The organism is Streptomyces sp. NBC_01445 (assembly GCF_035918235.1).
Taxonomy (GTDB): Bacteria; Actinomycetota; Actinomycetes; order Streptomycetales; family Streptomycetaceae; genus Streptomyces.
This window is the reverse complement of the sequence record NZ_CP109485.1, coordinates 1,073,916-1,087,268: the sequence shown is the minus strand read 5'-3', so window position 1 is coordinate 1,087,268 and position 13,353 is coordinate 1,073,916. Positions and strand designations below refer to the sequence as shown.

The 13,353-nt window shown below is 71.2% G+C and carries 14 protein-coding genes; 6 read left to right on the top strand and 8 right to left on the bottom strand.

What is annotated here, in order from left to right:
- Window positions 1-15: 15 nt before the first annotated feature.
- On the bottom strand, window positions 16-645 hold the full coding sequence (locus OG574_RS05235) for an alpha-ketoglutarate-dependent dioxygenase AlkB (protein WP_326772087.1): 630 nt from the start codon (window positions 643-645) through the stop codon (window positions 16-18).
- Window positions 646-734: 89 nt separating this feature from the next.
- Here OG574_RS05235 and OG574_RS05230 point away from each other — a divergent pair, with 89 nt between their 5' ends.
- The gene (locus OG574_RS05230) at window positions 735-1,385 is read left to right on the top strand and encodes an ATP-dependent endonuclease (protein ID WP_326778368.1); all 651 of its coding nucleotides are present in this window, start codon (window positions 735-737) and stop codon (window positions 1,383-1,385) included.
- Between the two features lie 77 nt (window positions 1,386-1,462).
- Here OG574_RS05230 and OG574_RS05225 read toward each other — a convergent pair whose 3' ends face one another.
- Together OG574_RS05225 and OG574_RS05220 are read right to left on the bottom strand one after the other, a co-directional pair.
- Window positions 1,463-2,905 (bottom strand): vWA domain-containing protein, encoded by a 1,443-nt coding sequence (locus OG574_RS05225; RefSeq protein WP_326772086.1) that lies wholly within the window; start codon window positions 2,903-2,905, stop codon window positions 1,463-1,465.
- Complete coding sequence (locus tag OG574_RS05220) at window positions 2,902-3,771, bottom strand: AAA family ATPase (protein ID WP_100593278.1); 870 nt, start codon at window positions 3,769-3,771, stop codon at window positions 2,902-2,904. Before OG574_RS05220 ends, OG574_RS05225 begins: the two co-directional genes overlap by 4 nt.
- A 209-nt stretch (window positions 3,772-3,980) precedes the next feature.
- Here OG574_RS05220 and OG574_RS05215 point away from each other — a divergent pair, with 209 nt between their 5' ends.
- The 3 genes from OG574_RS05215 (at window position 3,981) to OG574_RS05205 (ending at window position 6,200) form a co-directional block, all read left to right on the top strand.
- Window positions 3,981-4,478 carry a winged helix-turn-helix transcriptional regulator gene (locus tag OG574_RS05215; RefSeq protein ID WP_100593836.1) on the top strand — a complete coding sequence of 166 codons (498 nt, stop codon included), beginning with the start codon at window positions 3,981-3,983 and terminating at the stop codon, window positions 4,476-4,478.
- Between the two features lie 127 nt (window positions 4,479-4,605).
- A complete protein-coding gene (locus tag OG574_RS05210; protein WP_326772085.1) occupies window positions 4,606-5,142 on the top strand; it encodes an SRPBCC family protein in 537 nt (178 codons plus the stop codon).
- A complete protein-coding gene (locus OG574_RS05205; protein WP_100593280.1) occupies window positions 5,142-6,200 on the top strand; it encodes an LLM class flavin-dependent oxidoreductase in 1,059 nt (352 codons plus the stop codon). Before OG574_RS05210 ends, OG574_RS05205 begins: the two co-directional genes overlap by 1 nt.
- Window positions 6,201-6,333: 133 nt before the next feature.
- Here OG574_RS05205 and OG574_RS05200 read toward each other — a convergent pair whose 3' ends face one another.
- The 5 genes from OG574_RS05200 to OG574_RS05180 all read right to left on the bottom strand — a co-directional run bounded on the left by OG574_RS05200 (window position 6,334) and on the right by OG574_RS05180 (window position 10,940).
- Window positions 6,334-6,738 (bottom strand): VOC family protein, encoded by a 405-nt coding sequence (locus tag OG574_RS05200; RefSeq protein ID WP_326772084.1) that lies wholly within the window; start codon window positions 6,736-6,738, stop codon window positions 6,334-6,336.
- A 328-nt stretch (window positions 6,739-7,066) separates the two neighbouring features.
- A complete protein-coding gene (gene rocD, locus OG574_RS05195; RefSeq protein ID WP_326772083.1) occupies window positions 7,067-8,290 on the bottom strand; it encodes an ornithine--oxo-acid transaminase in 1,224 nt (407 codons plus the stop codon).
- Window positions 8,287-9,144: a dimethylargininase gene (gene ddaH, locus OG574_RS05190; protein ID WP_442816793.1), complete on the bottom strand. Its 858-nt coding sequence runs from the start codon at window positions 9,142-9,144 to the stop codon at window positions 8,287-8,289. Before ddaH ends, rocD begins: the two co-directional genes overlap by 4 nt.
- A 96-nt stretch (window positions 9,145-9,240) precedes the next feature.
- On the bottom strand, window positions 9,241-9,744 hold the full coding sequence (locus OG574_RS05185) for an Lrp/AsnC family transcriptional regulator (RefSeq protein WP_326772081.1): 504 nt from the start codon (window positions 9,742-9,744) through the stop codon (window positions 9,241-9,243).
- Entirely contained in the window at window positions 9,741-10,940 is a 1,200-nt protein-coding gene (locus tag OG574_RS05180) for a PucR family transcriptional regulator (protein WP_326772080.1), read from the bottom strand. Before OG574_RS05180 ends, OG574_RS05185 begins: the two co-directional genes overlap by 4 nt.
- A gap of 123 nt (window positions 10,941-11,063) precedes the next feature.
- Here OG574_RS05180 and OG574_RS05175 point away from each other — a divergent pair, with 123 nt between their 5' ends.
- On the top strand, window positions 11,064-11,657 hold the full coding sequence (locus tag OG574_RS05175; protein WP_326772079.1) for an urease subunit gamma: 594 nt from the start codon (window positions 11,064-11,066) through the stop codon (window positions 11,655-11,657).
- On the top strand, window positions 11,654-13,339 hold the full coding sequence (locus OG574_RS05170) for an urease subunit alpha (protein ID WP_100593287.1): 1,686 nt from the start codon (window positions 11,654-11,656) through the stop codon (window positions 13,337-13,339). The genes OG574_RS05175 and OG574_RS05170 overlap by 4 nt, the downstream gene beginning before the upstream one ends.
- Window positions 13,340-13,353: the final 14 nt, after the last annotated feature.

Genomic DNA, 13,353 nt, shown 5'->3' with positions numbered 1-13,353 from the left:
GGCGGCCTCGCGGGATCACTGCACCCCGTGCGGCCGGAACTGGACACTGATCCGTCCGCCCGCGGCCCGCGTCGTCTTCGGGATGGCGTGCTCCCACGTCCGCTGGCAGGAGCCGCCCATCACAATCAGATCGCCGTGGCCCAGCGGCCGGCGGACCACGTCGCCGCCGGCGCGCGGGCGCAGGAGCAGATCGCGCGGCGCGCCCACGGACAGGATGGCGACCATGGTGTCCTCGCGGGCGCCGCGTCCGATGCGGTCGCCGTGCCAGGCGACGCTGTCACGCCCGTCGCGGTAGTGGCACAGCCCGGCCGTGGTGAAGGGTTCGCCGAGTTCGGCCGCGTAGTGCGCCGACAGTGCCTGTCGCGCTTCGTCGAGGACGGGGTGCGGGAGCGGCTCGCCCGCGCCGTAGAAGGCGAGCAGGCGCGGCACGTCCACGACCCGCTCGTACATCTGCCGCCGCTCGGCCTTCCAGGGCACGTCCGTGGCCAGCTGCTCGAACAGGGCGTCGGCGCCGGTCAGCCAGCCCGGCAGCAGGTCGATCCAGGCGCCGTCGCCGAGCGCGGTCCTGCGGACCCCGTCCAGCGGGCGCAGTCGCACGTCGTCGCTCTGGTCGAACAGGGACCCCTGGAGTTGGTGCGTTGCCATGAGGGCAGCGTACTCCTAGATTCGAACGTGTGAGCTAATTGACTGGACGGAAACACCTCGTGCCCTGCGAAACTGGGCGTGTGGACGAGATGAGGCGGTTCCGTCGGGCGGCCGGAGCGTGGGCGGCACGCGGAGGAGACGACGGGCCCGCCGCGGAGGCGGCCCGTGAGCTGGCCGTCGTGGCCGGTGTGCGCAAGGTCGTCCTGGTCGAGGGGGAGAGCGACCTGGCTGCCGTCGAGGCGCTGGCCCGGCGGCGTGGACGCTGCCTCGACGAGGAGGGCGTCGCGGTGCTGCCGCTCGGTGGCGCGATGAGCATCGGGAGATTCCTCGCCGTGTGCGGCCCGGACGGGCTCGACGTCACCGTCGCCGGGCTGTGCGACGCGGGGGAGGAGCACTACTTCCGCAGCGTTCTCGAGCGGACCGGCCCGCGCCCCCACCTCACCCATGCCGACATGGAGCAGCTCGGTTTCTACGTGTGTGTCGCGGACCTGGAGGACGAGCTGATCCGCGGCCTCGGCGCGGACACCGTGCAGGAAGTCCTGGACGTCGAGGGCGACTTGAGGTCATTCCGCACCTTCCAGAAGCAGCCGGCGCAGCGGGACCGGGGCGTGGAGCGGCAGTTGCGCCGGTTCATGGGGACGCACAGCGGCCGCAAGACGCAGTACGCGCGCTCACTCGTGGAACGGCTCGACCTCGACCGCGTTCCACGCCCTCTGGACAGGCTCCTCGCACATGTCTGACTCCGCCGATCTCCGCTGACTCCGGTTCGCACGTCGCGCCCCGGCGGGCACAGTTTCCCCGTCGCCGCGAAGAGCGCTCAAACAGGCAGCAGCCGCGCGATGAGCGCGCTCAGCTGCTGGGCGTTGCGGCACTCGTACATCTCGACGATCTCCGCGTAGGTGTCTGCCGCCGAGTCGCCGGTGTCCCACAGCGAGCGCCGTTCGGGGTTGAGCCAGTACACCTTGCGGGCACGCCCGGCGACGTCACGCAGCGCCCCCGTGTTGGGGTCGCTCATGTTCGTACGGGCGTCGCCCAGGACGAAGACAGTGCTGCGCGGGCCGACCGCGTCCGTGTACCGCTCGGCGAACTCGCCCAGCGACGTGCCGTAGTCGCTGCTTCCGTGCCAGCCCGTCACGGACGCCGCCGAGAGGATGCGGGCACCGAGTCCCTCGGGCCCGGCGGTGTCGCGGCCGATGAGGTCGGTCACCTCGTCGACGCGGTTGACGAAGGCGAACACCCGCACCTTGCTGAACTGGTCGTGCAGCGCCTGCACCAGCAGCATCGTGAAGTTGGCGAACCCCGCGACCGAGCCGGACACGTCGCACAGGAGGACGAGTTCGGGGCGGGCGGGACGGCGGCGGCGCAGCACGGGCCGCATCGGGACGCCGCCCGTCGACAGGGAGCCGCGGAGCGTGCGGCGCAGGTCGATCCGCCCGCGCGCGGCCCGGCGCCTGCGGGCGGCGAGGCGGGTGGCCAGCTTGCGGGCCAGGGGCTGAACCGCCCGGCGCAGTTCGTCCAGCTGGGCGCGGCCCGCGATGAGGAAGTCGACACGGTCGGCGGTCGGTGCGATGGCGCGGCGGGCGATCTCGTCGGTGCCGCGACGCTCGGCGACCCGGCGCCGCGCCTCGGTGCCCACGCGTCCGCGGAACGCCTGGATGCGGCGGCGGATCTCGTCCGCCCGGAGCCGGTCGGTGAACTCGTCGTCGCCGGTGGCCCCGGCCCGGATCCCGGCGAGGATCCGGGCGAGCAGGGTCTCCGGGCGCAGCCGGGCGAGCGTCTGGTGCGAGGACCAGCCGTCCGAGCGGTCCGACGGACCCGATCCTCCGGACCCACCCGAGCCGCCCGCCCCGTTCGCGGTGCTGTAGCCGCCCAGGCCGTCCACCGCCTCGGCCGCCAACTGGTCCAGCAATTCCTGGTCGTTGGCGGCGAGCGCGGCGGCGAGCCGCTCGCGCAGGTCGGCCGTGTCGGAGTCCTGCCACGGACTGCCGGAGCCCGGCTCGTGCCGTGTGTCCTGCGGGGCGCCGACACTCCGGGGAAAGTACAGATCGAAGACGGGGTCGAAGACGGCCCGCTGCCCCTCGCTGTGCAGCAGGGCCGCCGCCAGGCCCTCCCGCAGATGCTCGCGGTCGGTCAGGCCGAGCGCCTCGACGGCGAGCCCGGCGTCGACGGTCTCGCCGGTGCCGATCCGGACGCCGTGCGAGCGCAGCGCCTGCACGAGTGCGGTGAGCCGCTCCGGGACGCCGGTCGCCGTCGCGCTCACACGGCGTCCAGGTCCAGCTTGGCCGCCGCCTTCAGCACGTCCTCCTGATGCTTGAGGACGACGCCGAGCGTGTCGCGTACGACCTGCTCGTCGAGCGTTCCGGCGCCGAGGGCGAGGAGCGTGCGGGCCCAGTCGATGGTCTCCGCGACCGACGGCACCTTCCGCAGGTCCATCGCGCGGAGCGCGCCGACCACCCGCACCACGGCCTGCGCCAGCGCCTCGTCGAGCCCCGGCACCTTGAGCCGCACGATCCGGCGCTCCAACTCCTCTTCGGGGAAGCCGATATGGAGGAACAGGCAGCGCCGGCGCAGCGCCTCGGACAGCTCGCGGCTCGCGTTGGAGGTGAGGACGGTGAACGGGCGGCGCGTCGCGCTGATCGTGCCGAGCTCGGGCACCGTCACCTGGAAGTCGCTGAGCACCTCCAGGAGCAGGCCCTCCACCTCCACGTCGGCCTTGTCGGTCTCGTCGATGAGGAGCACCTTCGGGTCGCTGCCGCGGATCGCCGTCAGCAGCGGGCGCGGCAGCAGGAACTCCTCGCTGAAGATGTCCGTACGGGTCTCGTCCCACGACTCGTCGCGGCCTGCCGTGATGCGCAGGAGCTGCTTGGCGTGGTTCCACTCGTACAGGGCGCGCGACTCGTCCACGCCCTCGTAGCACTGGAGCCGGACGAGGGTGGCGCCGGCGACTTCGGCGACCGCCTTGGCCAGTTCGGTCTTGCCGACGCCCGCGGGGCCCTCGACGAGGAGTGGCTTGCCGAGGCGGTCGGCGAGGAAGACCGTGGTGGCCACCGCGGGGGACGCCAGGTAGCCCGTCGCGGCGAGCCGCGCGGACACATCGTCGACGGACGTGAAGTACCCGGACGTCATGGGTGAGCCCCCTCCTCGTGCGGCGCCGCGCGCCGGCTGGTCTGCGGTCACTGGATCAGTTCCGCGAGGCGCTCCACAACAGGGACGCGCTGTTTGCGTCGTAGGTCACGTGCCACAGCCGTACGGAACGCCCGAACCGGTCGGCTGCTGGGGTGTCCTCGGTCCCCGAACTGCTGGGTCTCAATCCGAGACCCTCGTATGCTGACGGCATGAGGCGGACCTCCTTTGCCAACTGGCCCTGCTCCATCGCCCGCACCATGGACCTGCTCGGCGACTGGTGGACGCCGCTCGTCCTGCGTGAGGCGTTCTACGGGATCAAGCGGTTCGACGTGTTCCAGGAGGAGCTCGGCATCGCGCGCAACACCCTGGCCGACCGGCTCCGGCGCCTCGTGGACGAGGGGCTCATGGAGAAGCGGGCCTATCAGCAGGAGCCCGTCCGCTACGACTACGTCCTCACGGACATGGGACGCGACTTCTTCGGAGTGCTCGCCGCCATGAACAGGTGGGGCGACCGCTGGCTGGCGGAGGAGGCCGGACCGCCCGTCGTGTTCCACCACGACCGGTGTGGCCACGAGGGTCACGCCGAGGTCGTGTGCAGCGAGTGCAAGGAGCCGATGACGGCCGAGAACACGCGGCCCCGGCTCGGCCCCGGCTATCCGCCCCGCCTCGCGGAGCGCCCCGACATCAAGGCCCGTTTCGCGGACTGACTCCCTGTTGTCCCGCCCTTCGGGGTTGCCCCTTGACGAGTGAGTCTATCTACGCAACTCTCATGCTCAGGGTCGCTTTTCACGGATCCGCCCAGTGAACTTCCCGCAGACGGAGAGGCAACCGGCAATGGAGTGGACGGGCGCGCGCTACGCCGACAAACCGACGGTCGAGGTCCGCAGAAGGGTTCAGGCGTCGCCGGAGCGGGTGTGGGAGTTCGTCTCCGACATCGACCTGATGCCGACGCTCAGCGCCGAACTCCAGTCGGTCGCCTGGCTGGACGGGGCGGCGGGCCCCACGCTCGGCGCCCGGTTCCTCGGGCGGAGCAGGCACGAGTCGCTGGGGGAGTGGGAGACCACCTCGTATGTCGTCGCGTGTGAGGCGCCACGCGAGTTCGCCTGGGGGGTCGAGGACCCCGAACAGCCCAGCGCCCTCTGGAAGTTCACCCTGACACCGCTCGACGACGGCGGCACCGAGCTGGCCCAGTGGATGCAGCTCGGCCCCGGCCGCTCCGGGCTCTCGTACGCGATCGACGCGATGCCGGAGAAGGAGCAGAAGATCGTGTTCGTGCGGCTGCGGGAGTTCGAGCGGAACATCACCGCCACGCTCGACGCGATCAAGGACCTGGCCGAGGGCGGCCCGGCTCCGGAAGGGCGGGGCGAGTGATGCGTACGTCTACGACGATCGAGGCCTCGGGCGGCAGCTGGCGCGAGACGGTCGACTTCGTGACCGAGGCCGAGCGGCTCGGGATGGACATCTGCTGGGTGGCCGAGGCGTGGGGCTCGGAGGCGCCCTCGCCGCTCGGATATCTGGCGGCGCGCACGGAGAGGATGCTGCTCGGCTCCGGGATCATCCAGCTGGCGACCCGCACCCCGGCCGCGATCGCCCGCGCGGCGATCACCCTGTCCAACATCTCCGAGGGCCGCTTCCTGCTCGGACTCGGACCGTCGGGACCTCAGGTGATCGAGGGGCTGCACGGTGTCCCCTTCGCGCGGCCCCTGTCCCGTATGCGCGAGACCGTCGAGATCGTCCGGCAGGCCGTGGCCGGAGAGAAACTCTCCTATGAGGGACGGGAGTTCACCCTCCCGCTGCCGGGCGGCGAGGCGAAGCCGATGCGCCTGTCGATGCGCGCCGAGCACGACCTGCCCGTCTATCTGGCCACACTCTCGCCCAAGATGCTGCGGCTCACGGGTGAGGTCGCAGACGGCTGGCTCGGCACGAGTTTCGTGCCGGAAGGTGCGCAGGAGGCCTACTTCGACCATCTGGACGCCGGGCTCGCCGCGGCCGGCCGCAAGCGGTCCGACCTGGACATCTGCCAGGGCGCCGAGGTGGCGTTCGCGGACGACGAGGACGCGCTGCGCGCGATGGTCGCGGGCCGAAAGAAGGAACTGGCCTTCAGCCTCGGCGGCATGGGATCCGCGACCACCAACTACTACAACAACGCCTACAGCAGGCAGGGTTGGGCCGACACGGCGGCCGAGGTCCGCGCGCGGTGGCAGGCCGGCGACCGGGACGGCGCGGCGGAACTGATCACCGACGACATGGTCCTGGCCACCACCCTCATCGGCACCGAGCCCATGGTCCGCGAACGCCTGCGGGTCTGGAGCGCCGCGGGCGTCGACACGGTCCGCCTCTACCCGGCCGGCGACACCCTGGATGCCCGTCTGACCACCTTGGGCAGGGCGCTGGATCTCGTACGGGACGTGGGGCGCGAGGAGCGCTAGGGCTTCTCGTTCGGATCACGCTGGACTCGCGGGGTCTGGCACGCACTTCCCCGGGCTCTCGACTGCGCTCTAGCAGGGGGTACCTCCATGACCCCGCTCCCAGATCCAGTCCGATCCAAACGAAAGACCCTGGTCAGGATGTGTGCGGGTCCGCCGTGTCCACGTAATTGCTGAGCTCGATCAGGTTGTCGTCCGGATCCCGCACGTACACGCTGACGATGAGGCCGGTGGCGCCCGTGCGTTCCACCGGCCCCTCCTCCAACGGGACGCCGTGGCCTGCCAGTTCGGCGATGATCCGCTCGACGGGCTCGTCGACGATCAGGCACAGGTCCGCGCTGCCGGGCGTGGGGCGGGCCGCCTTCGGTTCGAACTCGTGGCCCGCCTCATGGAGGTTGATCTTGCTGCGGCCGAAGGTCAGGGCACGGCGGCCGCCCCGGAACGTGATCGCCCCCATGCCCAGGACCTTCGTGTAGAAGGCGACCGTGGCGTCGAGGTCGTGCACGGTGAGGACGAGGTGGTCGAGTCGGTCGATGCGCATGGCGCAAGCCAATCAAGCGTCGGGCGGCTTGTCGACGACCGCCTGAGCCGCTGTCGGTCCGCTGCGGGGCGCCGGCCCGACCGCCGGCGGGAGAGCTCGTTCGCCGCCTTTTCGAATCAGGTCGGCGACCGGGCCCGGCCGCGAGGCCAACGAAGCGTGCCCTGCGGCGAGTTCGACGACGGCGCGCGGGCTCATCCGCCTGTCGGCCATGACGACACATCGATTTCGATCGGGGAGAGCGGTCCTTTCCACGCTGAGCCCGAGGTCACGGCCCGGCCACTGCTGACGGTGGCCGGGCCGGTCTGCCGATCGCGCCCGGGTCCAGGGGCTAGCCCAGCACCCTCCCCAGCGCGGCGAGCGCCGATTCCAGTTCTTCGCGGGTGATGGTCAGGGGCGGGGCCAGGCGGATCGTCGAACCGTGGGTGTCCTTGACCAGTACGCCCTCGTCCAGAAGGAGTTCGCTGATCCGGCGGCCCGTGCCGATGGCCGGGTCGATGTCGACGCCCGCCCATAGACCGCGGGCCCGGAAGGCCTTGACTCCCTTACCGGTCAGGGCTTCGAGCCCGGCGCGCAGCACCTCGCCCAGATCTGCCGCCCGGCGCTGGAACTCTCCGGTGGCGAGCAGGTCGACGACGGCGGAGCCGACCGCCGCGGACAGCGGGTTCCCGCCGAACGTGGAACCGTGCTCGCCCGGCCGCAGCACCCCCAGGACGTCCCGCCCCGCGACGACCGCCGACACCGGCACGATGCCGCCGCCGAGCGCCTTGCCGAGGAGCAGCATGTCGGGGCGTACGGCCTCGTGGTCGACGGCGAGCGTGCGGCCCGTGCGGCCGAGCCCCGACTGGATCTCGTCGGCGATGAACAGGCAGCCGGCCCGCCGCGTCAGATCGCGTACCCCGGTGAGATAGCCGTCGTCCGGGATGACCACCCCGGCCTCGCCCTGGATGGGTTCGAGCAGGACGGCCGCCGTCGTCTCGTCGACCGCCGCCTCCAGCGCGGCCAGGTCGTTGTAGGGGACCACGCGGAAGCCCGGGGTGAACGGCCCGAACCCGGCGCGGGCCGACTCGTCCGTGGAGAAGCTGACGATCGTGGTCGTCCGGCCGTGGAAGTTGCCGTCCGCCACGACGATCGTCGCCCGGTCCGCGGGGACGCCCTTGACCTCGTACGCCCACTTGCGGGCGACCTTGACGGCGCTCTCCACGGCCTCGGCGCCCGTGTTCATCGGCAGCACCATGTCGAGCCCGGTCAGCTCCGCGAGGCCCTCGGCGAAGCCGGCCAGACGGTCGTTGTGGAAGGCGCGCGATGTCAGCGTGAGCTGGTCGAGCTGACGGTGGGCGGCCTCGATCAGGGCGGGGTGGCGGTGGCCGAAGTTGAGGGCCGAGTAACCCGCGAGGAGGTCGAGGTAGCGGCGGCCCTCGACGTCCTCGACCCAGGTGCCCTCGGCGCGCGCGACGACGACGGGCAGGGGGTGGTAGTTGTGCGCGAGCACCGGCGTCTCGGCGCTGATGAGCTCGGCAGAGGAACGCGGGGCCTGGACGGGGGCGACGGTCATGAACGGATCTCCTGGGTGCAGCACTTGATGCCTCCGCCGGCCTTGTGGAACTCGGAGAGGTCGACGGGGACGGGGACGTATCCGCGGTGGGTGAGCTGTGCGATGAGCCCGGTGGCCTGCGGGGCGACGAAGACATGACGGCCGTCGGAGACGGAATTGAGGCCGAAGGCCATCGCGTCGTCGCGGGTGGCGAGCACGGCGCTCGGGAAGAGCCGCGCGAGCACCTCGCGGCTCCCGGCCGAGAACGCCTCCGGGTAGTACGCGATGGTGCCGCCGTCCGGATCATCTGGATCAACTGGATCGTCGGGGTGATCGAGGGCGAACAGCGCGGTGTCCAGGTGGTAAAAGTACGGATCGACCAGGCGGAGTCCGATGACCGGTACGCCGAAGAACTCCTGCGCCTCGTCGTGCGCGGCACGCGTCGTACGGAATCCGCTGCCCGCGAGAACGTAGCGGCCCGCCGGTACGAGGTCGCCCTCGCCCTCGCAGACCGACTCCGGGCGGTGGACGTCGTAGCCCGCCGCCTTGAACCACGTCTCGTACTCCGCGGACTCGGGGCGGCGTTGCTCCGCATGGAAGTGGGAGCCGAGGACACGGCCGGCCACGACGAGCGCCGAGTTCGCGGCGAACACCATGTCGGGCAGGCCCGGGACGGGCGGCACGGTCTCCACGGTGTGTCCGTGCGCGCGGTAGGTCTCGATGAGGTTCTGCCATTGCGCGATGGCGAGCGCGGTGTCGACCCGCACGTCGTCACGCATCCACGGGTTGATGGCGTACTGAACGTCGAAGTATCGAGGCTCGCACACCAGATAGCGCCTGGGCACAGACGGGTACCTCCGCTTCCGGCGGGACAACGATCAGAGGGTGTCTCCACGGTAGGAAGCGGCAGTCGCGCTCGACAAGAGTATTTGGATGCGTGTGCCCGCAGTAATGCTGCGCAGATGGGGAAGTCAGCGCTGGTTTGCTGCGTCGTCCGGGGCGGGCTCGCGGGCGCCGGCCTCCGCGCTGTCCGGCAGCAGATGGGAAAGGACCATGTAGCTGATCGTCTTGCGGATGAACGGCTCGGCCCTGATGCGTTCGAGCACCTCTTCGAAATGGCCGACGTCCGTGGCCCTGACGTGCAGCAATGCGTCGGCGCCGCCCGTCACGGTCATTGCGGAGGTGATCTCCGGGTGGTTGCGCACGACTTCGGCGAGCCGACGAGGCGGCGCCGCGCCGTCGCAGTACACCTCGACGAACGCCTCGGTGCTCCAGCCGAGCGCGGCCGGCCGGACCGTGGCGGTGTAGCCGGTGATGACGTCGTTCTCCCGCAGCCGGTCGGCGCGCCGCTTGACCGCGGTGGCGGACAGACCGATGGCCGCGCCGATCTCCGCGAAACTCGTCCTGGCGTTGGCGATCAGGGCGGCGACGATCTTGCGGTCGAGGTCGTCGAACGCGACGTGCTTGCTGTTCATGGCCGGTGGTCCTTCTCGTGCTGGTCACGGGCGCGCAGGGCGAGGGCCACCAGAGCGGCGTCCTCGGGGCGCCGCACATCGCGGCCGGTCAGCTCGGCGAACCGGTTGATCCGCTGCTGGATCGTGTTGCGATGGCAGTACAGGGCGGCCGCGGTGTCCGCGACGGACCCGGTCCCGGCCAGGTGCGACCGTACGGTATCGAGGAGGCGTTTCGTCTCGCCGACGGGCACCGCTTCCGCGTCGAGCCCGCTGAGGACGTCGTCGGCGAGATCCCGCCCGAAGCCTTCCGCGCGCTGCACCAGGACATCGAGCCAGCTGTCCTCGAGCCGCCGTGGACCCGCGGCGTCCACCGGCAGCACGCGCGCCGTGGCCGTCGCGAGCACCACCGCACGCGGCACCGCGGCAAGGCCCGCCGGGGCGGAAGCGACCCCGCACGGCGTCTCCTGAAGCAGCGCGAGCACGGTCTCCGCCGTGGTGCGCCGCCCCAGCTGCACGGCGAGGACCAGATCCGACGCGACCTCCTGCAGCTGAACGGGTGTCTCCGCGGTGCGCAGCGCCGTCGCGGCCCTGCGCAGCCCTGCCCCGTGCTGCGGCGGCGCCACCGCGCACAGGAAGCGGTCGTCGGGCTGGAAGCCGAGAGCGAGCGCCGCGTCCCGTACCACCGTCGGATTGCGGCCCTCGCTGTCCAGGAGCCGGGCGAACCACATGCGCCGCTCGTCCGCCGCGCGGCGCCCCATGTCCAGGATGGTGCGCTGATACGCGGTCATGATCCCGGTGACATGCTTCTCCACGGCTTCCCACACGTGGTACGCGGACGTCACCAGCTCGGCCTTGTCCTTCTCGCCAGCCTTGTCGACCAGAGCCGCCCAGACCACGCGGAAGTCGAGGCGGGCCGCCGCGAGCAGGGAGTCCAGGGGGACACCCTGCCGGGCGCGCCTCTCCCCGATCTCTTCGGAGACCGTGGCGATGCGCTCGGGCAGGGGCAGGCAGGCGACCTTGCGCAGCAGGTACTCGAACGCCTGCCAGGCCGTGGCGCGGAAGTCCTCCTCCGAGACGCGGTCCGCGTAGGAGGCACGGACGGGTCGTACGCACTCCACCCAGAGGCCGACGAGGCTGTCGATGTCCTCGAGGCAGCCCCGGGCTAGCTCGGTGACCCGGGGATCCGGGGGCGGGAAGAGGACGGGCTCACTGTTCATGTGCACAATCCTGGCCGCCCCATCGGCGCCATATCAACGTTGGCTTCGCGCCAGACCCCGTGAATTCTTGGAGTGTCCGGCAGGCCGTGGCCGGAATTCCACTGCATGGAGGGCCGGGTAGCTGTGCATTTGACCCCTCGCGAGCTGGAGCGGATCCAGCTGTTCACCGTCGCGGAACTGGCGCGCCGCCGCAGGGCGCGCGGGCGCCGGCTGAACGCGCCGGAGGCGATCGCCCTGATCTGCGACGAGGTTCTCGAAGCCGCCTGGGACGGCCTGAGCCTCGACGACGTGATCGCGGCGGGCCGCAAGGTCCTCACCGAGGACGACGTCATGGACGGGGTGCCGCAGATGGTCACCACGATCCAGGTCGAGGCCCTGTTCCCCAGCGGTACGTCCTTGGTGGCGATCGACCACCCGATCCCCACCACGGGCGGGAGCGGCGAACCCGGGCCGGGAGCCGTCCGCACCGCACCCGACCCGGTCCTGATCAACACCGGCAGGCTCCGCTCGCGGCTGACCATCCGAAACAACGGCGACCGCACCGTCTACCTGTCCTCGCACTACCCGCTCGCCGAAGCGAACGCGGCCCTGGAGCTCGACCGCGAGGCCGCCGCGGGCATGCGGCTCGACATCCCGGCGGGCACCGCCCTGTCCTTCGAACCCGGCGCCGTACGCGAAGTCGACGTGGTGACGGCACGCCATGAGGAGGCGTCATGACACAGGTCGACCGCCGCACGTACAACGCCCTCTACGGGCCCACGACCGGCGACCGGATCCGGCTCGGCGACACGTGCTTGTGGGTCGAGGTGGAGCAGGACGACGGCACGCCGGGCGACGAACTGCTCGGCGGCTGCGGCAAGACGGTGCGCGACGGACTGCTCGCATCGCCGCGCTCCGAGCGGGACTCCGCGCTCGACATGGTGGTCGCGGGAGTGGTCCTGATGGACCCGGTGCTGGGCGTCCGCAAGACCGACATCGGCATCAAGGACGGCCGGATCGTCGCCGTCGGCGGCGTCGGCAACCCGGATGTCATGGACGTCGACTTCGCCATCGACTCCCACACCTCGGTCATCCCGGGCGAGGGCCTGATCGCCACCCCGGGCATCGTGGACAGCCACGTCCACCTCTCCTCGCCCGAGGTGGCACCCGCCGCGCTGTCCGCGGGAGTCACCACGCTCGTCGGCATGGGTCTCGGCGGCGTCTGGGAGATCGGCTGCAACCCGGCGCACAACCTGCACACCCTGATGGCGTCCTGGCGCGGCACCCCGCTCAACATCGCCTTCCTCGCCCGCGGTTCCTCCACCTCGCGCGCCCTGCTCGACGAGTCCGTTCTCGCGGGCGCCGGCGGCTTCAAGATCCATGAGGACTTCGGGGCCACCCCGCGCATCATCGAGACGTGCCTGGGCACCGCGGAACAGGCGGACCTGCCCGTCGCCATGCACACCGACTCCATGAACGAGTCCGGCTATCTGCGCGACACCATCGGCGCCACCCGCGGCCGCACCGTGCACGCCTACCACGTCGAGGGCGGCGGCGGTCACCCCGACCTCCTGGAGATTCTCTCCGAGCCCAACGTGCTTCCCTCGTCGACCACCCCGACGGTTCCGTACACCGCCAACACCGTCGGCGAGCTGTTCCCGATGACCATGACGGTCCACCGGCAGAACCACCACTCGCCCAGCGACATCGAGATCTCCAAGGGCCGCATCCGAGGCCACGCCATCGCCGCCGAGAACGCCCTGCACGACCTGGGTGCGATCAGCATCGTCAACTCCGACTCCATGGGCATGGGCCGGATGGCCGAGACCGTGCGCAGGACCTGGCAGCTCGCCCATGTGCAGGCCCTCGCGAACGGCGCCGGGGGAGTGGAACACGCCGCCAACGCACGGGCGTTGCGCTATCTGGCGAAGATCACCCTCAACCCGGCGATCGCTCACGGCCTGGCCCACGAGGTCGGCTCCCTCCAGCCGGGCCGCATGGCCGACCTCGTCCTGTGGCACCCCGCCTGGTTCGGTACCAAGCCCGAACTCGTCGTCAAGGGCGGCTTCGTGGCCTGGGGCAACACCGGATCGGGCTCCGGCTCCACCCGCCTGACCCAGCCCCGCACCTACCGCCCCTACTTCGGGGCACTCGGCGACGCCCCCGCACGCCTGTCCCGGATCTTCGTCGCGCAGGCCGCCCTGGAGGACCGGGCCGCCCGCGCCGCGCTCCCGCAGGGTCTGCAGTACGCGCCGATCGTCGGCGCACGCGGCCTGACCCGGGCCGACATGCTGCACAACACCGCCACACCACGCGTCCACGTGCCGCGCGAGCCCGCTCCCGTCCTGGTCGACGACGTCCCCACCGGAACCGACGCCGTCACCGAATTGCCCCTCGCCCAACTGCACCACTTCGCCTGAGGGACGGACCCACC